General features: G+C 72.4%; 23 protein-coding genes and 2 tRNA genes. 14 read left to right on the top strand and 11 right to left on the bottom strand.

The annotated features are described in order from the left end of the window. Positions 1–2 precede the first annotated feature (2 nt). Complete coding sequence (locus DRV84_RS04195; protein WP_115978619.1) at positions 3–977, bottom strand: glutathione S-transferase family protein; 975 nt, start codon at positions 975–977, stop codon at positions 3–5. Positions 978–1,095: 118 nt separating this feature from the next. Further along, a complete protein-coding gene (locus DRV84_RS04190; RefSeq protein WP_115978715.1) occupies positions 1,096–2,271 on the bottom strand; it encodes a MalY/PatB family protein in 1,176 nt (391 codons plus the stop codon). A 245-nt stretch (positions 2,272–2,516) separates the two neighbouring features. Here DRV84_RS04190 and DRV84_RS04185 point away from each other — a divergent pair, with 245 nt between their 5' ends. The 5 genes from DRV84_RS04185 to pnp all read left to right on the top strand — a co-directional run bounded on the left by DRV84_RS04185 (position 2,517) and on the right by pnp (position 7,403). Further along, on the top strand, positions 2,517–3,065 hold the full coding sequence (locus DRV84_RS04185; protein WP_115978714.1) for a DUF1643 domain-containing protein: 549 nt from the start codon (positions 2,517–2,519) through the stop codon (positions 3,063–3,065). Continuing rightward, positions 3,058–3,384 carry a DUF5665 domain-containing protein gene (locus DRV84_RS04180; protein WP_239994976.1) on the top strand — a complete coding sequence of 109 codons (327 nt, stop codon included), beginning with the start codon at positions 3,058–3,060 and terminating at the stop codon, positions 3,382–3,384. The genes DRV84_RS04185 and DRV84_RS04180 overlap by 8 nt, the downstream gene beginning before the upstream one ends. Before the next feature lie 93 nt (positions 3,385–3,477). Beyond that, positions 3,478–4,665: a calcium-binding protein gene (locus DRV84_RS04175; RefSeq protein WP_115978618.1), complete on the top strand. Its 1,188-nt coding sequence runs from the start codon at positions 3,478–3,480 to the stop codon at positions 4,663–4,665. Between the two features lie 139 nt (positions 4,666–4,804). Then, on the top strand, positions 4,805–5,074 hold the full coding sequence (rpsO, locus tag DRV84_RS04170) for a 30S ribosomal protein S15 (RefSeq protein WP_115978617.1): 270 nt from the start codon (positions 4,805–4,807) through the stop codon (positions 5,072–5,074). Positions 5,075–5,267: 193 nt separating this feature from the next. Beyond that, a complete protein-coding gene (gene pnp, locus DRV84_RS04165; RefSeq protein ID WP_115978616.1) occupies positions 5,268–7,403 on the top strand; it encodes a polyribonucleotide nucleotidyltransferase in 2,136 nt (711 codons plus the stop codon). Between the two features lie 122 nt (positions 7,404–7,525). On the opposite strand, the gene xth is transcribed toward pnp, so the two are convergent. The 4 genes from xth to DRV84_RS04145 form a co-directional block, all read right to left on the bottom strand. Continuing rightward, positions 7,526–8,314 carry an exodeoxyribonuclease III gene (gene xth, locus DRV84_RS04160; RefSeq protein ID WP_115978615.1) on the bottom strand — a complete coding sequence of 263 codons (789 nt, stop codon included), beginning with the start codon at positions 8,312–8,314 and terminating at the stop codon, positions 7,526–7,528. Positions 8,315–8,343: 29 nt separating this feature from the next. Further along, positions 8,344–9,129, bottom strand: a complete 786-nt coding sequence (locus DRV84_RS04155) for a 3'(2'),5'-bisphosphate nucleotidase CysQ (protein WP_115978614.1) — start codon at positions 9,127–9,129, stop codon at positions 8,344–8,346. Further along, positions 9,116–10,465, bottom strand: coding sequence for a TldD/PmbA family protein (locus DRV84_RS04150; RefSeq protein WP_115978613.1), 1,350 nt, complete (start codon positions 10,463–10,465; stop codon positions 9,116–9,118). The genes DRV84_RS04155 and DRV84_RS04150 overlap by 14 nt, the downstream gene beginning before the upstream one ends. Before the next feature lie 94 nt (positions 10,466–10,559). Continuing rightward, complete coding sequence (locus DRV84_RS04145; protein WP_115978612.1) at positions 10,560–12,080, bottom strand: DUF2125 domain-containing protein; 1,521 nt, start codon at positions 12,078–12,080, stop codon at positions 10,560–10,562. 129 nt (positions 12,081–12,209) lie between these two features. Here DRV84_RS04145 and DRV84_RS04140 point away from each other — a divergent pair, with 129 nt between their 5' ends. Together DRV84_RS04140 and DRV84_RS04135 are read left to right on the top strand one after the other, a co-directional pair. Beyond that, a complete protein-coding gene (locus DRV84_RS04140) occupies positions 12,210–12,962 on the top strand; it encodes an SDR family oxidoreductase (RefSeq protein ID WP_115978611.1) in 753 nt (250 codons plus the stop codon). After that, positions 12,959–13,573, top strand: a complete 615-nt coding sequence (locus DRV84_RS04135) for an enoyl-CoA hydratase/isomerase family protein (RefSeq protein WP_115978610.1) — start codon at positions 12,959–12,961, stop codon at positions 13,571–13,573. Before DRV84_RS04140 ends, DRV84_RS04135 begins: the two co-directional genes overlap by 4 nt. Here the strand turns inward: DRV84_RS04135 and DRV84_RS04130 are convergent, their stop codons facing one another. Further along, on the bottom strand, positions 13,574–13,885 hold the full coding sequence (locus DRV84_RS04130) for an HNH endonuclease family protein (protein ID WP_115978609.1): 312 nt from the start codon (positions 13,883–13,885) through the stop codon (positions 13,574–13,576). Positions 13,886–13,926: 41 nt separating this feature from the next. Here DRV84_RS04130 and DRV84_RS04125 point away from each other — a divergent pair, with 41 nt between their 5' ends. Then, positions 13,927–15,159, top strand: a complete 1,233-nt coding sequence (locus DRV84_RS04125) for a TIGR03862 family flavoprotein (protein WP_115978608.1) — start codon at positions 13,927–13,929, stop codon at positions 15,157–15,159. Next, positions 15,156–15,611, top strand: a complete 456-nt coding sequence (locus DRV84_RS04120; protein WP_115978607.1) for a GAF domain-containing protein — start codon at positions 15,156–15,158, stop codon at positions 15,609–15,611. Before DRV84_RS04125 ends, DRV84_RS04120 begins: the two co-directional genes overlap by 4 nt. Before the next feature lie 81 nt (positions 15,612–15,692). Here DRV84_RS04120 and DRV84_RS04115 read toward each other — a convergent pair whose 3' ends face one another. Then, positions 15,693–16,511, bottom strand: coding sequence for a sulfotransferase family protein (locus DRV84_RS04115; protein WP_115978606.1), 819 nt, complete (start codon positions 16,509–16,511; stop codon positions 15,693–15,695). Between the two features lie 126 nt (positions 16,512–16,637). On the opposite strand from DRV84_RS04115, the gene DRV84_RS04110 reads away from it, so the two are divergent. Beyond that, positions 16,638–18,215 (top strand): DUF5928 domain-containing protein, encoded by a 1,578-nt coding sequence (locus DRV84_RS04110; protein WP_115978605.1) that lies wholly within the window; start codon positions 16,638–16,640, stop codon positions 18,213–18,215. Positions 18,216–18,226: 11 nt separating this feature from the next. Then, positions 18,227–18,607: a histidine triad nucleotide-binding protein gene (locus DRV84_RS04105; RefSeq protein ID WP_115978604.1), complete on the top strand. Its 381-nt coding sequence runs from the start codon at positions 18,227–18,229 to the stop codon at positions 18,605–18,607. Positions 18,608–18,729: 122 nt separating this feature from the next. Here the strand turns inward: DRV84_RS04105 and DRV84_RS04100 are convergent, their stop codons facing one another. After that, positions 18,730–18,972 (bottom strand): TFIIB-type zinc ribbon-containing protein, encoded by a 243-nt coding sequence (locus DRV84_RS04100; RefSeq protein ID WP_115978603.1) that lies wholly within the window; start codon positions 18,970–18,972, stop codon positions 18,730–18,732. Between the two features lie 107 nt (positions 18,973–19,079). On the opposite strand from DRV84_RS04100, the gene DRV84_RS04095 reads away from it, so the two are divergent. From DRV84_RS04095 to DRV84_RS04085, 3 genes are all read left to right on the top strand, one after another. Further along, positions 19,080–19,155, top strand: a tRNA-Ala gene (locus DRV84_RS04095). Between the two features lie 57 nt (positions 19,156–19,212). Further along, positions 19,213–19,482: a DksA/TraR family C4-type zinc finger protein gene (locus DRV84_RS04090; protein ID WP_115978602.1), complete on the top strand. Its 270-nt coding sequence runs from the start codon at positions 19,213–19,215 to the stop codon at positions 19,480–19,482. 46 nt (positions 19,483–19,528) lie between these two features. Beyond that, positions 19,529–19,605: transfer RNA gene (locus tag DRV84_RS04085), tRNA-Arg, on the top strand. A 503-nt stretch (positions 19,606–20,108) separates the two neighbouring features. On the opposite strand, the gene DRV84_RS04080 is transcribed toward DRV84_RS04085, so the two are convergent. Beyond that, a complete protein-coding gene (locus DRV84_RS04080) occupies positions 20,109–21,419 on the bottom strand; it encodes an HlyD family type I secretion periplasmic adaptor subunit (RefSeq protein WP_115978601.1) in 1,311 nt (436 codons plus the stop codon). Next, the gene (locus DRV84_RS04075) at positions 21,409–23,580 is read right to left on the bottom strand and encodes a type I secretion system permease/ATPase (protein ID WP_115978600.1); all 2,172 of its coding nucleotides are present in this window, start codon (positions 23,578–23,580) and stop codon (positions 21,409–21,411) included. The genes DRV84_RS04080 and DRV84_RS04075 overlap by 11 nt, the downstream gene beginning before the upstream one ends. Positions 23,581–23,582 lie beyond the last annotated feature (2 nt).

Here is a 23,582-nt window from a genome sequence, read left to right as displayed (position 1 = left end):
GCTCACCCCCGCCCGTGCGGCGCGTCGAGGTCGAGCGCGGGGCCCACCGGCACGATGCGGTAGGGGTTAATGCTCTCGTGGCTGTAGTGGTAATGGCGCCGGATGTGCTCGAGATCCACCGTCTCGCGCACGCCGGGCCACTGGTAGAGCTCGCGCGTGTAGGCCCAGAGGTTCGGGTAATCCACGATCCGCCGCCGGTTGCACTTGAAATGCCCGTGATAGACCGTGTCGAAGCGGATCAGCGTGGTGAAGAGCCGCCAGTCCGCCTCGGTGATCCGGTCGCCCATGAGGTAGCGATTGTCGCCCAGCCGGTCCTCGATCCAGTCGAGCGTCTCGAAGAGCGGCAGCACGGCCGCCTCGTAGGCCGCCTGCGACTGCGCGAAACCCGCCTTGTAGACGCCGTTGTTCACCGTGTCGTAGATCCGCGCGTTCACCGGCTCGATCGCGGCGCGCAGGTCCTCGGGCCAGTAGTCGTCCGTGTTGCCGGTGAGCCCGTCGAAGGCGGAATTGAGCATCCGGATGATCTCGGCGCTTTCGTTCGAGACGATCGTCTCGCGCTCGGTGTCCCAGAGCACCGGCACCGTCACCCGCGTCGTCGCGTCCGGCTGCGCCTTGAGATAGACGTCGCGCATGAAGGGCAGACCGTAAAGCCGGTCGCCCGTCGCGCCGGGGAAATCCGTCGCGAAGCTCCAGCCGTCGCCGAGCATGTCGGGATGCACGACCGAGACGCCGATGTGCTCCGCGAGCCCTTTCAGCCGGCGGAAGATCAGCGTCCGGTGCGCCCAGGGACAGGCGAGGCTCACGTAAAGGTGATAGCGCCCGCACGCCGCCGGAAAGCCGCCGGCGCCGGCCGGGCCGGGCGCCCCGTCGGGCGTCACCCAGTCGCGAAAGACCGATTCGGCCCGCTGGAACGCGCCGTCGTCGGAGGTGCTCACCAGCGCGCGCTCGCGCCATTCGCCGTCGATCAGAAGTCCCATCGCGTGCTCCCTTGGCCTGCGACGGGAGGTAGGGGCGCGCCCGCGCCGCGGAAACCCGCGACGCCCGCAGGGCGCGCCCTGCGCGGGCGCACAGCCCGCGACGGCCCGCGACGGCCCGCTACTGGAGGTCGGAAAAGGCGTCCGCCAGCCGCGCCGCCGCTTCCTCGACCCGCGCGCGCGGCATGGCGAGGTTGAAGCGCAGCCAGCTCTCGCCGCCGGTGCCGAAGGTGGGGCCGTGGTTCGCCGCGATCCGCGCGCCCTGCTCGACGCGGGCGGTGAAATCCTCGCGCGGCATGCCGGTGCCCGAGAAATCCACCCAGGCGAGATAGGTCGCCTCCAGCGGCATGGAGGCGAGGCCCGGGATCTCCGCCACCGTCGCGTCGAAGACCTGCCGGTTGCCGTCGAGATAGGCCATGAGCGCATCGACCCATTCCGCGCCCTCGGGCGAATAGGCCGCCGTCGCCATGTGCAGGCCGAAGGAATTGGGGCTGATCCCGAGCGCGAGCATCCGCTGCGCGAGGTCGGCGCGCAGCCGCTCGTCCGGCACGATCACGTTGCCGAGATGGGCGCCCGCGATGTTGAAGGTCTTGGTGGTCGCGTTCATCACCACCATCCGGTCCAGCGCCTCCGGCGCGGCCACCGGCATCGGCACGTGGCGCGGCGCGCCGGGATAGACGAGGTCCTGATGGATCTCGTCGGAGACGAGGATCAGGTCGTGGCGCGCCGCGAAATCCGCCACCGCGCGCAGCTCCCCCGCGCTCCAGACGCGCCCGCCCGGATTGTGCGGCGAGCAGAGGATCACCATGCGCTCGCGCCCGGTCATCTGCGCGTCCCAGGCAGCGATGTCGAGCACGTAGCGCCCGTCCTCGATGGGCATCTCGCATTCCACCACCTCGCGGCCCGCGGCGCGGATCACCTTGGCGAAGGCGTGATAGACCGGCGTGAAGAGCACCACACCGTCCCCCGGCGCCGTCCAGGTCTCGACGCACATCCCCGTCCCGTTCACGAGGCCGTGCGTCGTCAGGATCCACTCGGGCGCGACGTCCCAGCCGTGGCGCTCCGACAGCCACCAGCGGATCGCCTCCAGATAGGCGGTGTCGTCGCCGAAGTAGCCGTAGATCCCGTGATCGGCCATGCGCCGCACCGCCTCGGTGACGCAGGCCGGCGGGCGGAAATCCATGTCCGCCACCCACATCGCCAGCCCGTCCGCGGCCGGCACGCCGTAAAGCGCCTCCATCCGGTCCCACTTCATGCTGTGGGTGCCGTGGCGGTCGATGATTTCGTCGAAGTCGATCTGCATGGGTCCCTCCGTTCCCCACCGACCTGCCGCGATCGCGCCCCGGGCGCAAGCCGTGGCGCGGGTAGCGGCGCGCCCGTCGCCGCGTTATCGTCCGCGCCGACCGGCGGCGACGCGCCCCGGGGCTTCTTCTTGGCGGAAATATCCCCGCCGGAGGCACGCGCGGCGCACGCCGCGCCGGAAACGGGGGCGCGCCGAAGGCGCACCGCAGGGAAAGGGTGGCCATGATCGACGAGGCGGGGCTGGTGACGCGCAGGCACCGCAAGGGCGACGCCGAGTCGGTGGCCGTCTATTCGCCCTGCCTGCGCTATCGTTACCTGCTCACCCGGGTCTGGGACGCGGCCGGCGGGCACGTGCATTTCGTCATGCTCAACCCCTCGACGGCGACCGAGGTGCAGAACGACCCCACCGTCGAGCGCTGCGAGCGGCGGGCGCGGGCGCTGGGCTACGGCGGCTTCACCGTGACCAACATCTTCGCCTGGCGCGACACGGACCCCAAGGCGATGCGCCGGGCCGCCGATCCGGTCGGCCCCGAGAACGACCGCGCCATCCGCGAGGCCGCCCGCGCCGCCGACCGCACCGTCGCGGCCTGGGGCGCGCACGGCGCGCATCTCGACCGCGGGCGGGCGGTGGCGCGGCTGCTGGCGGCGGCGGGCGTCCCGCTTCACCACCTCGGCTTGACGCAGGCCGGACATCCGCGTCATCCGCTCTACGTCGCCTACGCACGTCAGCCCGAACCCTGGTCGGACCCCAAGCCAGACCCCGGGACGGAGGCCGCACCCCATGGCTGAACCCCCGCGCGGATCGCGCGACAGCGACCCTCTCGACCGCGCGCCCCTCGACCGGGAGACGGGGCGCCGCCTCGCCCGCGCGCTCGAGGAGATCGTCGGCCACCGGATCGTGCGCATTCACGACTCGGTGCTGAAGGTCATGCTCTTCCAGTTCATGCGCGGGCTCGCCTTCGGCCTCGGCACGGTGATCGGGGCGTCGATCCTCGTCTCCGTCCTCGTCGCGGTGCTCGCCCGGATCGAGTTCGTGCCGCTGCTGGGCGATCTCGCGGGCCGCGTGATCGAGCAGATCGAGGAGGCGCAGGGCCAGCCGCCGCCCTGAGTCGACGCGTTAACCACCTGATCGGGAAAGACTTGTCCCGGCGCCTCTCCCTGTCCGACCCTGCGCATGGGGGCGTGTGAGAGGAATGGTGGGATGCTGCTGCTGGCCGGGGTGACGGGTGTGGCCCTCATGGGCTCGATCATGCTGCTGGGCGGCGAGTCGCCCGACGACGCCGACGCGAAGTCGAGCCCGGAGACGCCGGACGATCCGGAGGCCGCCGCGGCGGAGGATCGGGCGGCGGGCCTGATGGCGCTCCTCGGGGAAAGCGAGGGCGACAACGCGGCGGCGGCACCGACGCCAGCCGAGTCGGACCGTGGCCCCGAGCCCGACCGCGGCCCCGCGCCCGGCTCGGCGGATGAGGACATGGCCGCCCCGAAGGCGGCGCCGCCGGCCGCAGGTGGCGACGGCGTGGCGTCCGACCCCGGCCTCGGCGGTGTCATGGCGACGGGGCCGATGGCCGCCGCCGATCTTGCCGAGCCGGGGATGCCCGACGCGTTGCAGGGGTCGGAGGGCGCCGACACGCTCTCGGGCGGGGCGGCGGGCGACCTGATCGCGGGCGGCGGCGGCGACGACTGGATCGACGGATATGGCGGCGACGACGCGGTCGCGGGGCAGGGCGGTGCCGATCACCTGCGCGGCGGCGCGGGCGACGACACGCTCGCGGGCGGCGCGGGGGGCGATCGCCTCGACGGCGACCGGGGCGACGACCTGCTCGCCGGCGGCGCCGGGGCGGACAGCCTCTTCGGCCACATCGGCGACGACACGCTCGCCGGGGGCGCCGGCGCCGATTCGCTGCAGGGCGGCGGCGGTGCGGATTTCCTCGCCGGCGGCGCGGGGGCGGACGCGGTGCACGGCCACGACGGCGACGACACGCTCGCCGGCGGCCCGGGCGCCGACAGCCTCTTCGGCGGGCGGGGCGACGACGTGATCTTCGACGCGGCCGGGGACGGGACCGACGCGCCCGACTACCTCAACGGCGGCGCGGGGGAGGACACGCTCCACGCCGGGCGCGGCGACGTGGTGACCACCGGCGCGGGGGCGGATACCGTCGTGCTCGACGCCGCGCGCGCCGGGCATCCGGCGGAGCTTCTCGACCTTTCCGCGGAGGACCGCGTCGCCATCCGGCACGACGCCGACGCGGCGCCCGAGATCACGCTCGCCCCCGACCCGGAGGACCCCGAGACGCTGCGCCTCGCCCTCGACGGCGCGGAGATCGCGACGCTGCCGGCCGCCTCCGGCCTCACGGCGGAGGCGGTGACCCTGATCCCGCGCGCGGGCTGAGGCGCGCGCCCCTTCCCTTCGGCCGCTGCATCGCCTATGTACGCGCAGTCCCGCACCGCACCGGCGCGGGACCATATGTCTATTGGCCGTGCTGGACGACATCCCGGCTCGTGCCGTATCCGACCCGAAAGGAGACCCGATGTCGATCACTGCCGAGAAGAAGGCCGAGGTCATCCGCGATTTCGGCACCCAGGAGGGCGACACCGGCTCGCCCGAGGTGCAGATCGCGATCCTCACCAAGCGGATCGAGGCGCTCACCGAGCACTTCAAGACGCACAAGAAGGACAACCATTCCCGCCGCGGGCTGCTGAAGCTCGTGGCGCAGCGGCGCAAGCTGCTCGACTACCTCAAGGGGAAAGACGTGGAGCGCTACCGGGCGCTGATCCAGCGCCTCGGCATCCGCCGCTGAGCACGGAACGACAGGGCGCGGGCGACCCCGCGCCCTTTTCGCATCCGGCCCCGGCCGGGCGCGATCCAACCGCCGCACCGCGCCGCCGGCTCCACGGCGCGGCAGGAGGACGACAGGAGCCGGAGGGCGAGGGCGCCTTCCGACGCGAAACGGCCCGAGGGGAGGCGCCCCGACGGCCAGCCAAGGATACGAGATGTTCGACGTTACGACGAAATCGATGAAGTGGGGGGAAGAGACCCTCACGCTGGAGACGGGCAAGGTCGCCCGTCAGGCCGACGGCACCGTGATCGCCACGCTGGGCGAGACCTCCGTCATGGCCAACGTCACCTTCGCGAAGGCGGCGAAGCCGGGGCAGGACTTCTTCCCGCTCACGGTCCACTATCAGGAGAAATACTACGCCGCCGGCAAGGTGCCGGGCGGCTTCTTCAAGCGCGAGGCGCGTCCGACCGAGAAGGAGACGCTGACCGCGCGGCTGATCGACCGGCCGATCCGGCCGCTCTTCGTGCCCGGCTTCAAGCATGAAGTGCTCGTGATGTGCACGGTGCTGTCCCACGACCTCGTCAACGATCCCGACATCGTGGCGATGATCGCCGCCTCGGCCGCGCTCACCGTCTCGGGCGTGCCCTTCATGGGGCCGATCGCGGGCTGCCGCGTGGGCTACGTGGACGGCGAGTATGTCCTCAACCCCGACGTCGAGGACATGCAGGACCTGCGCCTCGATCCCGAGCAGCGCCTCGACCTCGTGGTCGCCGGCACCCGCGACGCGGTGATGATGGTCGAATCCGAGGCCTACGAGCTCTCCGAGGACGAGATGCTGGGCGCGGTGCAGTTCGGCCACGAGCAGATCAAGCCCGTGGTGGACCTGATCGTGGACCTCGCCGAGGAGGCTGCGAAGGAGCCCTTCGACTTCACCCCGCCGGATTACGCGGCGCTCGCCGCGCGTGTGAAGGAGCTTGGCGAGGCCAAGATGCGTGCGGCCTTCGCGCTCACCGACAAGCAGGAGCGCACGACCGCCATCGCCGAGGCCCGCGCCGCGGTGAAGGCCGAGCTCACCGAGGAGGAGCTCGCGCACGAGAACCTCGGCGACGCCTTCAAGAAGCTCGAGTCCGAGATCCTGCGCGGCGACATCATCGAGGGCGGCGCGCGCATCGACGGGCGCGACCGCGCCACGGTGCGCCCGATCGTCAGCGAGGTGGGCCTCCTGCCGCGCACGCACGGCTCGGCGCTCTTCACCCGGGGCGAGACGCAGGCGCTGGTGGTCAGCACGCTCGGCACCGGCGACGACGAGCAGTTCGTCGATGCGCTGCACGGCACCTTCAAGCAGAACTTCATGCTGCACTACAACTTCCCGCCCTACTCGGTCGGCGAAGTGGGCCGCGTCGGCCCGCCGGGACGGCGTGAGATCGGCCACGGTAAGCTCGCCTGGCGCGCGCTGCAGGCGGTGCTGCCCGCGCCGACGGAGTTCCCCTACACGATCCGCCTCGTCTCGGAGATCACCGAGTCGAACGGCTCCTCCTCGATGGCCACGGTCTGCGGCGCGTCGCTTTCCATGATGGACGCGGGCGTGCCGCTGCGCGCGCCGGTCGCCGGCGTCGCCATGGGCCTCATCCTCGAGCCCGACGGCCGCTTCGCCGTGCTCACCGACATCCTCGGCGACGAGGATCACCTCGGCGACATGGACTTCAAAGTGGCCGGCACCGAGAAGGGGATCACCTCGCTCCAGATGGATATCAAGGTCGCGGGCATCACGCCCGAGATCATGACCCAGGCCCTCGCGCAGGCGAAGGACGGGCGGATGCACATCCTCGGCGAGATGAACAAGGCGCTGTCGTCCGCGGGCGAGTTCAGCGTGCACGCCCCGCGCATCGAGACGATGCAGATCCCGGTGGACAAGATCCGCGAAGTGATCGGCTCGGGCGGCAAGGTGATCCGCGAGATCGTCGAGGAATCGGGTGCCAAGGTCGACATCAACGACGACGGCATCATCAAGATCGCCTCGCCGAACGGAGAGGCCATCCAGCGCGCCTACGACATGATCCACTCGATCGTGGCCGAGCCCGAGGAAGGCAAGATCTACAAGGGCAAGGTCGTCAAGCTGGTGGATTTCGGCGCCTTCGTGAACTTCTTCGGCAAGCGCGACGGCCTCGTGCACGTCAGCCAGATCGCGCCGAAGCGGCTCAACCACCCCTCCGACGAGCTGAAGGAAGGGCAGGAAGTCTGGGTCAAGCTGCTGGGCTTCGACGACCGCGGCAAGGTGCGGCTGTCGATGAAGGTCGTGGACCAGGAGACCGGCGAAGAGATCAAGCCGACGGAGAAGGCGGAGGGCTGAGGCCTTCGGCTTATCGTTGTTAAGAGTGAGCGGGCGTCCCTGTGGGGGCGCCCGTTTTTCTTTCGCGCGGATCGGCGGGAGACGTTGTTTCCTTCCACACAAATCCGCCGGGGCACGCCCCCCTACAAATCGAACTCCGCGAACACCGGCGCGTGGTCAGAGGGCTTCTCCCAGCCCCGGGCGTGGCGCAGGATGCGGCTGTTGTGGGCGGCGCCGGCGATGTCGGGGGTGGCCCAGATGTGGTCGAGCCGGCGGCCGCGGTCGGCGGCGTCCCAGTCCTTCGCGCGGTAGGACCACCACGAATAGAGCCGCCCCTCGGGGATGTCGCGGCGGGTGACGTCGACGAAGCGCCCGGCCTCCTGCGCGGAGCCGAGGTGCTCGACCTCCACCGGCGTGTGGCTGACGACCTTGCGCATCTTCTTGTGGTCCCAGACGTCCTCTTCCAGCGGCGCGATGTTCAGGTCGCCCACGAGGATCGACTTCTCCGGCCGTTCCTCGTGCAGCCAGTCGCGCAGGTCGGTCAGGTAGTCGAGCTTCTGCCCGAACTTCGCGTTCGCCTCACGGTCCGGCACGTCGCCGCCCGCGGGGACGTAGAAGTTGTGCAGCACCACGCCGGTCTCGAGCCGCGCCGCGACGTGGCGCGCGTGGCCGAGCCCCGCGAAGTCGAGCGTGCCGGCCTCCTCGATCGGGCGTTTCGACAGGATCGCGACGCCGTTGTAGCCCTTCTCCCCCCGCGCGACCATGTAGGGGTAGCCGAGCGCGGCGAAGGCCTCGCGCGGGATCTTCTCCACCGGGCTCTTGCACTCCTGCAGGCAGAGGATGTCCGGCGCCTCCTCGGTCAGGAGCCGTTCGACGAGGCCCTGACGCAGGCGGACGGAGTTGATGTTCCAAGTGGTGAGGGTGAGGGGCATGGGCGCGCTCCGGGTTGGGCGCGCCGAGGCTACCCGCGCGGGCGCATGGCCGCAATCAGCCCGGCGTGCACCGCGCGCCCGCCGGCGACGATGCCGGGCGTCCGCGGGTCGGCGGTGTTGAAGCGCGGCGGATCGCCCGCCCGGTCGGTCACCACCGCGCCGGCCTCGCGGCAGATCAGCAGCCCCGCCGCGATGTCCCAGTCCCAGCTGTCGCGGTGCGTGATCATCGCGTCGAAGCGGCCCTCGGCCACCAGCGCGAGGCGGTAGGCGAGCGAGGGGCGGTGGTGGCGCCGGAACCCCGGCACGCCGCCGGGCCAGTTCGCGGGCTCCATCGCGGCGCGGGTGGCGAGGACCTGCGCGCCCTCCACGTTTTCGCGCGTCGTGGCGCGGATGGGCCGGCCGTCCAGCGTCGCGCCCTCGCCCGCGGCGGCGGCGTAGAGCTTGCCGCCGTCGGCGGGCAGGTGCACGACCGCCGCGGTGATCTCGCCGTCGGTCACCACGGCGAGCGACAGCGACCAGCTCGACGAGCCCTCGATGAAGCCGGTGGTGCCGTCGATCGGGTCGAGCAGGAAGATCTTCGGCCGGTCGAGGCGCTCGGGCGTGTCGGAGTCCTCTTCCGAGAGCCAGCCGTAGTCGGGCCGCGCGCCGAGCAGGATCGCGCGCAGCGCGGCGTTCACCGCGAGGTCGGCCTCCGTCACCGGCCCGGCGCCGCCGGGCTTGTCCCAGCGTTTCGCCGTGGGGCCGTGGTAGCCGAGCGCGACCGCGCCCGCCTCCCGCGCGGCGCGGGTCAGGAGGGCGAGGTCACTCTCCGGCAATCGTCAGCCCCTCGACCAGGAGCGAGGGCACCACGCGGCTGAGCCACGGCCGCGCGTCGTTCGCGGGGCGCAGGCTCGCCAGCATCTCGCGCAGGGTGCCGGCGACGGTGCATTCGTTGACAGGCCAGGCGATCTCGCCGTTCTCGACCCAGAAGCCGGAGGCCCCGCGGGAATAGTCGCCGGTGTTCGGGTTGATCGTGGCGCCGATCATCGAGGTGACCAGCAGCCCGGTGCCCATCTCGCGCAGGAGGTCGGCCTGCGAGAGATCCGACTGCGTCAGCGCCAAGTTCCAGTTCGAGGGCGCCGGCGGCGACGAGAGCCCGCGCGCGGCGTTGCCGGTGGGCGCGCGGCCGAGCTTGCGCGCGGTGGCAAGGTCGAGGGTGAAGCCGGTGAGCGTGCCGCCCTCCACGATGGCGCGGCGCGCGGTCGGCAGCCCCTCGGCGTCGAAGGGGCGCGAGCCCTGCACGCGCGGGCGGTGCGGGTCCTCGATCAGCGAGAGGTCGGCGGGCAGCACCGCCGATCCTTCCGCGTCGCGCAGCCACGACGCGCCGCGCGCCACCGCGGTGCCGCTCGCCGCCGCCAGCAGGTGCCCGATCAGCGAGGACGCGATGCGCTCGTCGAAGACGACCGGGTAGGCGCCGGTCTTCGGCCGGCGGGGGTTCAGCCGCGCGACGGCGCGGCGGCCCGCGGTCGTGCCGATCTCCGCCGCGTCGCGCAGGTCGGCGCCGTGGATGCGCCCGTCGGCGTCGTAGTCGCGCTCCATGCCGAGCCCCTCGCCCGCGATCGCCACGCAGGAGAGGCCGTGGTCGGTGCGCGCGTAGCCCCCGGAGAAGCCGTTCGTCGCGGCGAGGTGCATCTCGCGCCGGCCATAAGCGGCGGAGGCGGACTGCACCTGTGTGACGCCCTCGACGGCGAGCGCGGCGGCCTCGGCCCGGGCGGCCGCGTCCTGAAGCGCCTCGGGCGCGGGCTCGTCCGAGGGATCGGCGAGGTCGAGACCTTGCGCGTCGCGCCGCTCGGAGAGTTGCACGGGTTCGGCGAGACCCGCGAAGGGATCCTCCGGCGCCTCGCGCGCCATGGCGACGGCGCGTTCGGCCATCGCGGTCAGCGTCTCGTCGCGCGGGTCGGAGGCCGAGACGCAGGCCTGCCGCCGCCCCATCAGCACGCGCAGGCCGAGGTCGGTGGACTCCGACCGCTCCGCCTGTTCGAGCGCGCCGCCGCGGATGTCCACGTTGACCGAACGGTCGGCGATCACCAGCGCATCGGCCGCCTTCGCGCCCGCGCGGCGCGCGGCCTCCAGCAGGGCATGAGCGAGGCGGTCGGGGGATGGCTGGGTCATCGCGCGCTCCTTCCGGGGACGCCGCCGCGGCGGCACTCCGCGGAGGTAGACCGCCCGCCCGCCCCTTGCAAGGCGCGGGCGGTGGCCCGGCGCGTCAGCGGATGCGTTGCCCGTTGGCGAGCACGCGGCCCTCACCGGTCACTTCGAGGGTCGATTCCATCGCGTCGTCGCCCGCGGGCACGGCGAACATGCCCATCATCATGCGCGCGCTCATCGCCTGCTCCTGCGGCAGCACGCCCATCTCGATCAGCGTGTCCAGGAGCGCGTTCGCCCCCTCGAGGCGGAAAGAGGCGCTGCCCTCCGGACGCGGCATGCCCGGGAAGGTCTCGAGGTCGGTGTTGTCGAAGGTGAACGACCCCTCGCCGGTGAGGCGCGCGCCCGCGGCCGAGACCAGAAGCTGCGCGAGGTCGAGGGCGTGCAACTCGGCCGGGCGTTCGCCGCTCATGGCCATGCCCTGCATCGCCTCCGGGTCGAAGAGCGCGCCGAGGATCCGCGCCTCGCCCGACAGGTCGAGAACGAGGTCCGCCGGCTCCCGCGGGAGCATCCCGGTCGGATCGACCATCGCCCAGATTTCCTCGCCCATGGTGAAGTCGCGCAGCGAGACCTCGAAGGCGAAGGGCTGCGGGTCGTCCGTCTGTCCGACCGGCATGGCGATCGAGACGCCGGAGGAGCCCATCGCCGCCTCGACCGGGAAGGGGATCTCCGGGCTCTGCAGGGCGATCTCCGTGCCCGCGCCCGAGATGCCGTAGGCGAGCCGCTCTGCGTCCATCGCGGCGTTGAACTCCGTGCGGTCCGAGCGGGTCGTGCCCCGCATGGTCTCGCCGTTCTCCTCGACGAGGAACTCGGTGCGCCCGTCGGTGTAGCCGAAGCGCCCGTCGAAGGCGTAGCCGGCCTCGAGCGTGGCGGCGAGGTCTTCCATGTTCAGATCGGCGGGGATGCGGGCCGTGCCCGTGAAGGCGAGCCCCTCCATGCTGCCCGAGATGTCGGCGCGGCCGTCCTCCTCGGGTGGCACGACGGAGAAATCGTAACTCACCTGATCCGCGGTCACCGTCTGGTCGAGCCCGCGCAGATCGCCCGGCGTGACGACCGATTGCCCGGACATGCCCCGCATGACGAAGGTGCCCGAGAGGTTTTCCGACGCCACCGGCGTGCCGTCCACGACGAGGTCCGACAGGGTCAGGCCGAGACGGTCCGCGGCGTAGTCGTAGGTCATCTGCGTGTCGTCGCCGGAGACGGTCACGTCCATCCCCGATTGCGCGACCTGCACGGTCGCGTCCACCGCCTCCTCGCCCTCGGGGCGGGCGGACATGCGGATCTCGGCCGCGTCGGGATAGATCACGGCCACCGTGCCGTCGCCCCGCTCCGCGAAGGCGAGTTGCGGCATCTCGACGGTCAGCGTGCCGCCGTCCTCGGGCAGCGTCACGCGCGCGGTCACGTCCTGCACGGTCAGCGTGTCGCCGGCCCGCGTCTCGGTCGCCTCGACCGTGTAGCCGAAGGAAGAGAGGTAGCCGCGCATGTCGTCCCACACCTGCTCGGCCGTGACCTCGGCCGCGGCCGGGGCGGCGAGGGCCGCCGCGGAAAGCGCCGCCGCCGGGATGGATGTCAATGCGCGCATGGGTCCTGTCCTTCGGCCTGAAAGCTCGCGCGCAGCATCCGCACACCACCCGGCAAAGGTCAAGCGCCGAGGGCTGGACCGGGCCGGGGCGCTGTGCGTATCACGGGGCCGCAACTGCAGGAGGGCGGCATGGCGGAGCTGAACGGCAAGGCGGTGATGATCACGGGCGCGAGCCGGGGGATCGGCGCCGCGGCGGCGCGGGCCTTCGCCGCGGCGGGCGCGCAGGTGGCGCTCCTCGCGCGGTCGGGGCCGGAGATCGCGGACATCGCCGGGGAGATCGGGCAGAACGCCATCGCCGTGCCCTGCAACGTCGCGCGCTTCACCGACATGGACGCGGCGGTGCGCGCCTGCCTTCAGGCCTTCGGCCGGCTCGACGTGCTGGTGAACAACGCCGGCGTGATCCAGCCGATCGAGGGGCTGGCCGAGGCCGACCCCGACGCCTGGTCCACCGCGATCGACGTCAACCTGAAGGGCGTCTTCAACGGCATGCGCGCGGCGATGCCCGTCATGGCCGAGGCGGGCGGCGGCAGCATCCTGACCGTGAGCTCGGGCGCCGCGCACAACCCGCTCGAGGGCTGGAGCGCCTATTGCGCCTCGAAGGCCGGGGCGGCGATGCTGACCCGCTCCTGCGATCTGGAGGGCCGCGCGCAGGGCATCCGCGCCATGGGTCTCAGCCCCGGCACCGTGGCGACCGAGATGCAGCGCGAGATCAAGGCGAGCGGCGTGAACCCGGTGAGCGGGCTCGACTGGTCCGACCACATCCCGCCCGAGTGGCCGGCGAAGGCGCTCGTCTGGATGTGCGGGCCGGAGGCCGACGCGTGGCGCGGGCAGGAGATCTCGCTCCGCGATCCGGGCGTCCGCGCGGAACTGGGGCTCGCATGATCCGCACCGCGCGCGACGGCGCGCTGCACACCGCCGTCATCGACCGCCCCGACAAGGCGAACTCCCTGACGCTCGAGATGCTCGAGGCGCTCGCCGATTTCGCCGAGGGCGCGGGACAGGCCGGCGCGCAGGCGATCGTGCTCACCGGCGCGGGCACGGTCTTTTCCGCCGGCGCCGATCTGGAGGCCGCGCGCGCCGGGCTCGCCACCTCGCCGGTCTGGGAGCGGCTCTCGGGCGCGATCGCGGCCTTTCCGGGGCTTTCCATCGCGGCGCTCAACGGCACGGTCGCGGGCGGCGCGATGGGCATGGCGCTCGCCTGCGACCTGCGCCTCGCCGTGCCGGAGGCCAAGGCCTTCTACCCGGTGATGAAGCTCGGCTTCCTGCCGCAGCCCTCCGACCCCGGCCGCCTCGCCGCGCTGGTGGGGCCGGCGCGCGCGAAGCTCATGCTCATGGGCGGCGCCAAGATCGGCGCGGAGGAGGCGCAGGCCTGGGGCCTCTTCGACCGCATCGTGCCGCGCGACGACCTCATGGAGGCGGCGCAGGCGCTCGCCGCCGACACGCTCGCCGCGACGCCGGAGCACGCGCGCGCGATCAAGGCGCTCTGCCGCTGATCAGCGCCGCCGCCGACGACGCGGGCCGGGCGTGCGGCTGTGAAACGTGGGCGGGCGCCGCGCCACCCACGCGATGAACGTCGCGAGCCGCGGATGGGCGCGCAGCGCCTCCGGCGTCGCGTAGTCGCGGGCGAGCTCGGCCTCGGAAAGCGTGGCGTGAATCTCGTCGTGGCAGATCTGATGCAGAAGGACGGTCGGCCCGCCCTTGCCGCCCTTCAGCTTCGGGACGAGGTGATGCAGGCTCTGCCGCGCGTCCGGAGGGATCGGGCGGTGGCAGAGCGGACAGATCGGATCGGGGCCGGCGTCGGACATCGACGCCGAGAATGGCGCACCCGCGCCGGGAGGCAAGACGCATGGAGCAGCCCGAGGCGCTGGTGATCGGCGGCGGCCCCGCCGGGCTGATGGCCGCCGGGGAGCTCGCCGGCGCCGGGGCGCGCGTGGTCGTCGCCGAGGCGAAGCCCTCCGTCGCGCGCAAGTTCCTGATGGCGGGGAAGTCGGGCCTCAACCTGACGAAGGCGGAGCCCCTCGCGCGGTGTCTCGCCGCCTACGGCGAAGCCGCCGAGCCCCTGCGCCCGATGCTCACCGCCTTCGGCCCCGAGGAGGTGCAGCGCTGGGCCGAGGGGCTGGGCCAGCCGCTCTTCACCGGCTCGTCGGGGCGCGTCTTTCCCGTGGCGATGAAGGCTTCGCCGCTCCTGCGCGCGTGGCTCGCGCGGCTGGAGGGGCAGGGGGTGCGGCTGCGCACCCGCTGGCGCTGGCAGGGCTGGGCGGGGGCGGCGCTGCGCTTCGCCACGCCCGAGGGGCCGCGCGACCTCGCCCCCGGCGTCACGGTGCTCGCGCTCGGCGGCGCGAGCTGGGCGCGGCTCGGCTCCGACGGCGCCTGGGCGCCCTGGCTCGCGGCGCGCGGCGTGCCGGTCACGCCCTTCGCGCCCTCGAACGCGGCGCTCTCGGTGGACTGGTCCGCGCACATGGCGCCGCATTTCGGCCGGCCGGTGAAGCCGCTCGCCCTGACGGCCGCCGGGCGCCGCGTCCGGGGCGAGGCGGTGATCTCCGCGCGCGGGCTGGAGGGCGGCGGGCTCTATCCGCTGACGCCCGAGCTGCGCGCGGGGGCGGCGCTCACGCTCGACCTCGTGCCCGATCTGGCTGCCGAGACGGTCGCGGCGCGGCTCGCCGGGCCGCGCGGCAAGCGCTCGCTCTCGAACCACCTGCGCCGGGCGCTCCGCCTCGATCCCGTGCGCCTCGCGCTCTTGAACGAGTTCGCGCGCCCCCTCCCGCGGGAGGCGGAGGCGCTCGCCGCGCGCGTCAAGGCGCTGCCCGTGCGCCACGCCGGCCTGCGCCCGATGGACGAGGCGATCTCGACCGCCGGCGGCGTCGCCTGGGCGGGGCTCGACGCGGGGCTCGGGCTGCGGGCCCTGCCCGGCGTCTTCGCCGCCGGAGAGATGCTCGACTGGGAGGCGCCGACCGGCGGCTACCTGCTGACCGCCTGCCTCGCCACGGGGCGCTGGGCGGGGCGCGCGGCGGCCGGCCGGCCCCTTGCGGGCGACGCGGCGGCGGGGCAGGAGAGCGCCGAGCCGAAGGAGCGCCCATGACCTGCGATTACGCCGATCTCCGCCGCCGCATCGCCGCGCTGACCGAGGGGGAGAGCGACGCCGTCGCGCTCATGGCGACGCTCGCCTGCGAGATCCACCACGCCGACGCCCGCTTCGACTGGACCGGCTTCTACCGGGTGGTGGCGCCGGAGCTTCTGAAGATCGGCCCCTACCAGGGCGGGCACGGCTGCCTGACCATCCCCTTCGCGCGCGGCGTCTGCGGCGCGGCGGCGCGCACGGGGGAAGTGCAGATCGTCGACGACGTGGAGGCCTTCCCGGGCCACATCGCCTGTTCGTCCTCCACGCGGTCGGAGATCGTGCTGCCGGTGCGCGACGGGGCGGGGCGGCTGATCGCGGTGCTCGACATCGACAGCGACCGCCCCGCGGCTTTCGCAGAGGTCGACGCCGAGGGCCTCGGCGCGATCCTCGCCGACACCTTCGGGCGGCTCTGAGGCGCGGGCGCCCGCCGGTCGCCCCCGGCGCGGCGCGGGAGCGAGGAGGGCCGCGAAGGCCCGACGCGCGCTCGCGGCGGCTCAGTCGCCGAGCTTGGCGTGCACTTCGTCGAGGTCGATCTCGCCCACCGGCATCTTGTTCGCCGGGTTCTCGAAGTCGTATTTGAAGAGCTCGAAATCCCGGTGGTAGATCTCGTAGACGAGGTGCATCGAGAGGTCGTCGAAGTAGTCCTCCACCGGATGCGCGCGCTCGGGGCCGTGCGCGGCGCTCTCGTTGAAGCGCGGGATCGCGGCGAGGTCGACCGGGTGCGGCGTCTCGATCGTGTCGAGCACGGTCTGCATCCCCTCGGCGAAGCGCTCCGTCCAGAAGATGTGATCGTAGCGCCCGCCGTTGGCGATGAACGTCCCGACGTGCCCCGAGACCGCGGACCAGTGAATGTCCGGCTCCATCGGTTTCTTCCAGCGGATCGTGTCGCGCGCGAAGAGCAGGAACCGGCGGAAGCTGCGGATCTGGTCGAACTCGGCCTGCCCGTCGGGGCCGCCGGTCTCGACCCCGTATTTCTGCATGATCATCGGCACGAGGTTGCCGCGGTAGCGCTTGCCGTTGCGCTGAACGCCGCAGATCTTGTCGAAGAAGGACGACAGGATTCGTGTATAGGGATTGCGCACGCAGGTGAAGGCGGGCGCGCTGCGCTCGGTCACGGCGCGGGAGATGACCGGCTGGCTCGCTTCCTGCGCCCATTTGTGCAGCCCTTCGTCGGCGTCGTGAATGTCGCCGTCGTAGAAGCGGCCGTGGTCGGAATAGTAGAGGATCTGCCCGATCGTCGAACAGGCGCACTTCGGCACCACGCGATAGATCACGCTTTCGCTCTCGGTCATCCATGTGCCGGGGAAGCCCATCGCTCGTCCCGCCCTGCGTGATCGCCGCGTCCGGTTGCGCTCCGGGCATCCTAGCCGCAAGCTGGCGGCCGAGGGAAGCCCGTTCCGGAGCGCGGGCGCTGGGCGAGGGAGAGCGACGCGCGCGGCATGGCCAGACTCGCTTTCATACTGCTCTGTCACAAGGATCCGGAGGCGATCGTCGAACAGGCGCAGCGCCTGACCGCGGCGGGCGATTTCATGGCGATCCATTTCGACGCGCGCGCCGATCCGCGCGATTTCCGCCGCATCCGGGAAGCGCTCGCGGACAACCCCAACGTTGCTTTCGCGCGCAAGCGGGTGAAGTGCGGCTGGGGCGAGTGGTCGCTCGTAGCCGCCACGCTGGAGGCGGTGCGCGCCGCGGTCGCGGCCTTTCCGGAGGCCACGCATTTCTACATGCTCTCGGGCGACTGCATGCCGGTCAAGTCGGCCGATTACGCGCACGCCTTCCTCGATGCGCACGACCGCGACTACATCGAAAGCTTCGATTTCTTCGCCTCCGACTGGATCAAGACCGGCCTCCGGGACGAGCGGCTCATATACCGCCACGTCTTCAACGAACGCCGGAACAAGGCCCTCTTCTATGCCGCGCTCGACGTGCAGAAGCGGCTGGGGCTCGAGCGGGCGATCCCCGCCGACCTGCAGGTCATGATCGGCAGCCAGTGGTGGTGCCTGCGTCGCGGCACGATCGAGGCGATCCTCGATTTCATCGCGCGCCGGCCCGATGTCGTGCGCTTCTTCCGCACGACATGGATCCCGGACGAGACGTTTTTCCAGACGCTCGTGCGCCACCTGATCCCCGAGACCGAGATCGAGAGCCGCACGCTCACCTTCCTGATGTTCTCGGACTACGGGATGCCGGTGGTCTTCCACGACGACCACTACGACCTGCTGCTGAGCCAGGACGCGCTCTTCGCCCGCAAGATCAGCCCCGAGGCCGCCGGGCTGACCCGGCGGCTGGGCGCCCTCTACGCCAGCGGCGGGCGCGAGGTCGTCGTCTCGGACGAGGGGCGGCGGCTTTATGCGTTCCTGACGCAGCGCGGGCGGATCGGGCGCCGCGCCGCCCCGCGGTTCTGGGAAACCGAGGGCAAGCTCGGGCACGGGCGGGAGCTTCTGGTCGTCGTCTGCAAGAAATGGCACGTCGCCCGGCGGCTCATCGCCCGGATCGAGGCGGCGACGGACATCCCCTGCATCGATTATCTCTTCAACGAGCGGTCCTGCCCCCTTCCGGATCTCGGCGGAATCGAGACGACGCTGGAGAAGCGCCACCGCCACCGGCGTGCCCTGCTCCGCATGCTGTTCGAGTATCACGAGGTCGAACGCATGGCGATCTGCCTCGATCCGGCGGATTTCGACCTGCTCGAGGACCTGCGCGGCGACACCGCGCGGACGCGGGTGCTCGAGGTCGCGTGCCGCTTCTCGGACGACGACCTCGTCGGGCACGCGCGGCGCATCGGTCTCGCCGGGCCGCGCACGCGGCCTGAGACGCTCGCGCGGCTGCTGCCGACGATCCGCAACGAGATCGCGCTCGAGCATGAGCGGATCCGCGACACGGGGGCCGCGCAGCATGTGCAGCTCCGCGAGGGCGACCCGCCGGAGGCGGCGGCGGCGCGGCTCGCCGAATTCCTTGGCCTCGGCCCCGACGAGGCGCTAGAGATCGCCACGACCGAGAACCTCTTCGCCGACTGAGGGAGCGCCGGATGGGCTACGCCTACGACGATCAGAACGTCTTCGCCAGGATCCTGCGGGGCGAGATCCCGAACAAGACCGTGATGGAGACCGAGCACAGCCTCGCCTTCGAGGACATCAACCCGCAGGCGCCGGTGCATGTGCTGGTCATCCCGAAGGGCGCCTACGTGAACTACGACCACTTCGCCGCCGAGGCCTCGGACGCCGAGATCGTGGATTTCACCCGCACGGTGGGGGAGGTCGCCCGCAGGCTCGGCGTCGCGCCGGGGGCCGGGGGCACGGGCTATCGCCTGCTCTCCAACGCGGGGGAGGACGCCGCGCAGGAGGTGCCGCACCTGCACGTCCACGTTTTCGCGGGCGGCCGGCTCGGCCCGATGCTCCTGCGCCGCTGATCGGCGCGACGACGGGGGGCGATGCCGGCGGTGGGCGCGGCATGCGCGCCCACGTCTCTCACGTGGCGCCGGGTCGCCCGGGGGTGTGCCGTCTCACGCCGTGCCGGCCGGCCGCGGGGCGATCAGAAGTCGAAGAGCTCGTCGAGGAACCCGCCGCGCTTCTTCTTCTTGCGGTCGCCGCGGTCGTCGTCGTAGCGCGGCTCGCGGGGCGCGGGCTCGGGCGCCATCTGCGCCGCGCTGCGCTCGATGATCTTGTCGAGCTCGCCACGATCGAGCCAGACGCCCCGGCACTTCGGGCAATAGTCGATCTCGACCCCGTTGCGGTCGGTCATCACGAGCTCGCTTCCGTCGATCGGGCACTGCATGGATCTCTCCTCTGTCGCTCCTTGTCCAAGATGCGACCGGATGCCCCGCGCGGCAAGGCCGAGGCCCCTTGACCGTCGCCCCGAACCGACGCATACCCCGCGCCGTCGGGGCCGTAGCTCAGCTGGGAGAGCGCGTCGTTCGCAATGACGAGGTCAGGGGTTCGATCCCCCTCGGCTCCACCATCCCGCACCGTTGCAGAGCCTCCGCCGCCGTGCCACGCTGCCCGCCGGAGGTGACGCATGGCCGGAGGATGGACGCGCGACGGCGCGGTGCACGAGCAGATCGAGGCTTCGATCGCCGACGAACTCCACCGCCTGAGGGCGCGCCGGCGCCCCGTGGGCGAGAGCCGCACGACCTGCGCCGACTGCGAGGAGCCGATCCCCGCGGCGCGCCGCGCCGCGCTCCCCGGCGTGACGCTTTGCCGCGACTGCCAGGAGGAACGCGACGCGCGCCGCGCGTCACGCGGCGGGCCCGACCGCCGCGCGCCCAAGGACAGCCAGCTGCGCTGAGCCCCCGCTTGCCAAACGCGCGTGCATCGCGGACAACGGGCCCAGCGGTCCCGTAGCTCAACCGGATAGAGCAGCCGACTTCTAATCGGCAGGCTGGGGGTTCGAGTCCTCCCGGGACCGCCACTTCCGCGCAAGCGCCTGTGGCGGGCTCTTGTCAGAACGACCAGCCGTGGCGGTCGCGGTCGGCGCGGGCCTCGCGCCGTGGGGCATCCCCGGCGCCGCAGTGGGCCGGCGCGGCCTGCCGCGGGCGCATGCCGCCCGAGGTCTCGCGCCGGTTCGGGGCGCCCGCCGCCGCGGCCCGCGCCGTCGGCCCGCGGCGGGTCGTTGCGCGGGAGATGGAGGATGAGGACGCGCGGCGCAGCCTGTCATCGGACGCCGGTTGCGGACCGTCGGGCCGGCGGATACGCCGGGGCTGCCTCTTCCGCCGCCGGTCCCTCTCGCACCTGTGACGAGCGGAAATCGGTGGCGCCGATCCGCGGGAGACGCCCGCGGCGGTCGCACGCGCCACGGGCGCGGTCTCCGGTCGGGGCGGCGCGCGCCCGCAGCGCCCGGGCCCATCGCGAGGCGGTCGGAGCGGGCCGCCGGCCTGTCGACGCAAGGCCGAGGCGTCCCGGCGGCCTGTGCGGCTATTCGCGGAGGGCGCGCTCCTTCACCCGCACGACCGGGGTCAGGAGGTAGTCGAGGACCGTTTTCCGCCCGGCCAGAATGTCGACCTGCGCGACCATGCCGGGCATGATCTCGACCTCCGCGCCGTCGGCGTCGAGGATGGTGCCGGCGGTGCGGATGGAGACGACGAAGACGTCGTCCTGTTTGCGGTCGTCCCGGGTCACGGTATCGGCCCCGATGCGCAGGATCTCGCCGTCGAGGGTGCCGTAGCGGGAGGGATCGTAGGCGGTGATGCCGACCTTCACCGGCTGGCCGGGATAGAGGAAGGCGATGTCGTCGGGGCGCACGTAGGCCTCGACCAGCAGCGTGTCGTCGAGCGGCACGATCTCGATCAGCGGCTCGCCCGCCCGCGCCGTCGCGCCGACGGTCGGGCTGTGGATCCGGTTGACGATCCCGCGCACCGGCGCGCGGAGACGCGCGCGGTCCGCCCGGGTCTCGAGCGCGGGCAGCGCGGGTTTCAACGCGGCGAGCTCCGCGGTCGCCGCCGCGAGATCGCCGAGCGCGGCGCTGCGGAAGCGACTGCGCTGCGCCGCGATCCGGTCGTCGATCTCGTCGAGGCCGGAGCGCAGGCGATCGAGCGTGGCGCGCGCGCGGCGTTCGCGGCCGTGCCATTCCGCTTCCTTGCGGCGGAGCGACAGCAGCGTCGTGTCCGGCGCCATGCCGCGCTCCACGAGGGGGGCCGTGATCGCGCGCTCCTCGCCGAGCACCGCGAGGGTCGCCGCCGCGGTCCGCAGCTCCGCGCGGCCCTCCTCGAGGTCCTGGCGGCGCTGCGCGCGCTGGCGGTCGAGGATGTCGATCTCGGCCTGAAGTTCGGCCTTGCGCCCCCGGTAGAGCGCCGTCTCAGAGGCCACGACGTCGGGCGCCCGGCGGACGAGCTCGGGGCTGAAGGCGAGCGGTTCGCCGTCGATTTCGGCCTGCAGCCGCTCGATCCGCGCCATCAGGCCGTAGGCGCGCTGACGCTCCTGACCGAGACGACTGTCGAGCATCGTCCCGTCGAGCTCCATCAGGAGGGCGCCCTTGCCGACGACCTCGCCCTCCGCGACGTGCAGCGCCTGCACCACGCCGGGCTCCGCCGCCTCGATCACCTGCACGGAGCCCGAGGGCACGATGCGCCCGTCCACGCGCGTGACCTCGTCGATCTCGGTCCGGGCCGCCCAGATCGCCGCGGTCACGAGAAAGCCGAGCGTCGCGAAGAGAAGGAGCGACCCGCGCAGGGCCGGGCGTCCGCGCATCTCGCGCGCCAGCCGGTCCAGATCCCGGTCACGCGCCATCGCGAGCCCCCGCCGCCTGCCGCGCGCCCCGCGCGAGGATCGACTTGTCGCCGTCGGCGGCGACGCGGCCGTTCTCGAGCACGATGACCCGGTCCACGAGGTCGAGCAGGCTGGTGCGGTGGGTGACCACGACCATCGTGCGATCCCGGGCGGCCGCGCCGAGACGGGTGATCACCTCGCGCTCGTTCTGAACGTCCATCGCGCTCGTCGGCTCGTCGAGGAGAAGGACGGGCGGCTGCCCGAGGAGCGCGCGGGCGAGGCTGATCGCCTGCTTCTGCCCGCCCGAGAGCCCCTCGCCTCGTTCGGCGAGCCGCATGTCGTAGCCCGACGGGTGCCGCGCGACGAAATCCTCCACCCCGGCGATGCGCGCCGCCTCGAGGATCTCGGCGTCGCGCGGGCGGCGCGCCCCGATGGCGATGTTCTCGCGTATGGTGCCCGAGAAGAGCCAGACGTCCTGAAGGACCGTGCCGACGTTGCGACGCAGATCGCCCGGATCGATCTGCCGGATGTCGGTGTCGTCGAGCCGCACGGCGCCGCGATCCGGGGCGTAAAGCCCGAGGAGGAGCCGGGCGACCGTGCTCTTGCCCGACCCGATACGGCCGAGGATCGCCACCTTCTCGCCCGGTTCGATGGTGAAGCTCACGCCGTTCAGCGCCGCCTGCGTCTGGTCGGGATAGGTGAAATGCACGTCCTCGAAGCGGATGCGCCCCTCGAGCCGCGGGCGGCTGATCCAGTGGCGGGCGGGCGGCCGCTCGCTGTCCGCGCGCATGAGCGCGTCGAGGTTGCGGTAGGAGCTGCGGGCCTGGTTGAGGCGGGTGAGCGTCTGCGCGAGCTGCGCCAGCGGCGCGAGGGCGCGGCCGGTGAGGATCACGCTGGCGATCAGCGCGCCCATGCTCGTCCCGCCCGCGGTGACGAGAAAGACGCCGTGAAACACGATCATCACCTGCGCCGCCTGCTGGGTGAAACTGGTCGCGTTCATGGCGGCCTGCGTCACCGTGCGGGCGCGCGCGCCGTGCTCGGACTGCCGCGCGATCGCCTCCTCCCAGCGCGCGCGCATCCGTGCCGCCGCGCCCGTGGCCTTGATCGTTTCGAGCCCCGCCACCGTTTCGACGAGGACGCTCTGTTTCGACTGGCCGTCCTCGAAGCTCCGTTCGGCGAGACGGGCGAGAACGGGTTGCACGGCGAGCCCGACGACCAGCACGACCGGCACCGCGATCGCCGGGACGAGCGCGAGCGGCCCGCCGATCGCCGCGATCACCCCGATGAAGAGAAGGATGAAGGGAAGATCGACCACCGCCACGAGCGTCGCGGAGGTGAAGAAGTCCCGCAGCGTTTCGAATTCGCGCATGGTGCTGGTGAGCGCGCCGGTCGAGCCCTTGCGCGCGCGCATCTGCATCTCCAGCAGCTGATCGAAGAGCCGCCGCCCGATCGCCATGTCCGCGCGCTGCCCGGCCTGATCGATGAAGCTCGCCCGCAGGGTCTTGATCAGGAAGTCGAACAGAAGCGCGAGGCCCACCCCCACGGTGAGCGCGATGAGCGATTCGGTCGCCTCGTTCGGCAGCACGCGGTCGTAGACCACCATGATGAAGATCGAGGTGGTCAGCGACAGCGCGTTGGCCAGAACGGCGGCCAGCAGCACCTGCGCATAGGACCACCGGTTCGCGAGGAGCGCCGACCAGAACCAGTGTCCGCGCGGTCCCTCGTCGGCGGCGCGGATGTCGTCCCGGTGCTCGCGGCGCAGGAGGATGGCATGGCCCGTGTAGACAGCCTCGAGCGCGTCGCGGCGGATCTCTCCGAGGTCCTCGCCCAGCGCGGGGTCGTAGACGGCGAGCCGGCCCTCGGGCCGCACCTCGTGGAGCACCACGGCCCGCTCGCCCTCCAGCAGCAGGATCGCCGGGGTCAGGGTCGTGTCGAAGTCGCGCAGACGCCGGGCGCCGAAGGCGGCCTGAAGCCCGGCGCGCTCGGCCGCGGTGATCGCGGCGCGCACGCCGCCCGCCCCCTCGGCCTGCGCGGACTGCGTGGCCTGCAGCGCGGCGAGGGTCAGGGGCCGGTCGAGCGCCGCGGCGGCCTGCAGGAGGCAGGCTTCGAGCGGGGTCGTCTCGTCCGGCCGGCTGCGCGCGTCCCGTTCGAGCGGCACCACCCGGCGGTCGGTTCCGGTCATGC

The sequence above is a fragment of the Rhodosalinus sediminis genome (assembly GCF_003385555.1).
GTDB classification, from domain to species: Bacteria; Pseudomonadota; Alphaproteobacteria; order Rhodobacterales; family Rhodobacteraceae; genus Rhodosalinus; species Rhodosalinus sediminis.
The sequence above is the reverse complement of the archived record's forward strand: the minus strand, read 5'-3'. Positions and strand labels throughout refer to the sequence as shown.

What these genes read in the sequence shown, in the direction of transcription:
- DRV84_RS04115 (WP_115978606.1), bottom strand. Translation starts at nt 16,511, where the DNA reads ATGGGCTTCCCCGGCACATGGATGACCGAGAGCGAAAGCGTGATCTAT.
- DRV84_RS04195 (WP_115978619.1), bottom strand. Translation starts at nt 977, where the DNA reads ATGGGACTTCTGATCGACGGCGAATGGCGCGAGCGCGCGCTGGTGAGC.
- DRV84_RS04120 (WP_115978607.1), top strand. Translation starts at nt 15,156, where the DNA reads ATGACCTGCGATTACGCCGATCTCCGCCGCCGCATCGCCGCGCTGACC.
- DRV84_RS04080 (WP_115978601.1), bottom strand. Translation starts at nt 21,419, where the DNA reads ATGGCGCGTGACCGGGATCTGGACCGGCTGGCGCGCGAGATGCGCGGA.
- pnp (WP_115978616.1), top strand. Translation starts at nt 5,268, where the DNA reads ATGTTCGACGTTACGACGAAATCGATGAAGTGGGGGGAAGAGACCCTC.
- DRV84_RS04140 (WP_115978611.1), top strand. Translation starts at nt 12,210, where the DNA reads ATGGCGGAGCTGAACGGCAAGGCGGTGATGATCACGGGCGCGAGCCGG.
- DRV84_RS04145 (WP_115978612.1), bottom strand. Translation starts at nt 12,080, where the DNA reads ATGCGCGCATTGACATCCATCCCGGCGGCGGCGCTTTCCGCGGCGGCC.
- DRV84_RS04180 (WP_239994976.1), top strand. Translation starts at nt 3,058, where the DNA reads ATGGCTGAACCCCCGCGCGGATCGCGCGACAGCGACCCTCTCGACCGC.
- xth (WP_115978615.1), bottom strand. Translation starts at nt 8,314, where the DNA reads ATGCCCCTCACCCTCACCACTTGGAACATCAACTCCGTCCGCCTGCGT.
- DRV84_RS04125 (WP_115978608.1), top strand. Translation starts at nt 13,927, where the DNA reads ATGGAGCAGCCCGAGGCGCTGGTGATCGGCGGCGGCCCCGCCGGGCTG.
- DRV84_RS04150 (WP_115978613.1), bottom strand. Translation starts at nt 10,465, where the DNA reads ATGACCCAGCCATCCCCCGACCGCCTCGCTCATGCCCTGCTGGAGGCC.
- rpsO (WP_115978617.1), top strand. Translation starts at nt 4,805, where the DNA reads ATGTCGATCACTGCCGAGAAGAAGGCCGAGGTCATCCGCGATTTCGGC.
- DRV84_RS04175 (WP_115978618.1), top strand. Translation starts at nt 3,478, where the DNA reads ATGCTGCTGCTGGCCGGGGTGACGGGTGTGGCCCTCATGGGCTCGATC.
- DRV84_RS04110 (WP_115978605.1), top strand. Translation starts at nt 16,638, where the DNA reads ATGGCCAGACTCGCTTTCATACTGCTCTGTCACAAGGATCCGGAGGCG.
- DRV84_RS04090 (WP_115978602.1), top strand. Translation starts at nt 19,213, where the DNA reads ATGGCCGGAGGATGGACGCGCGACGGCGCGGTGCACGAGCAGATCGAG.
- DRV84_RS04075 (WP_115978600.1), bottom strand. Translation starts at nt 23,580, where the DNA reads ATGACCGGAACCGACCGCCGGGTGGTGCCGCTCGAACGGGACGCGCGC.
- DRV84_RS04100 (WP_115978603.1), bottom strand. Translation starts at nt 18,972, where the DNA reads ATGCAGTGCCCGATCGACGGAAGCGAGCTCGTGATGACCGACCGCAAC.
- DRV84_RS04135 (WP_115978610.1), top strand. Translation starts at nt 12,959, where the DNA reads ATGATCCGCACCGCGCGCGACGGCGCGCTGCACACCGCCGTCATCGAC.
- DRV84_RS04105 (WP_115978604.1), top strand. Translation starts at nt 18,227, where the DNA reads ATGGGCTACGCCTACGACGATCAGAACGTCTTCGCCAGGATCCTGCGG.
- DRV84_RS04130 (WP_115978609.1), bottom strand. Translation starts at nt 13,885, where the DNA reads ATGTCCGACGCCGGCCCCGATCCGATCTGTCCGCTCTGCCACCGCCCG.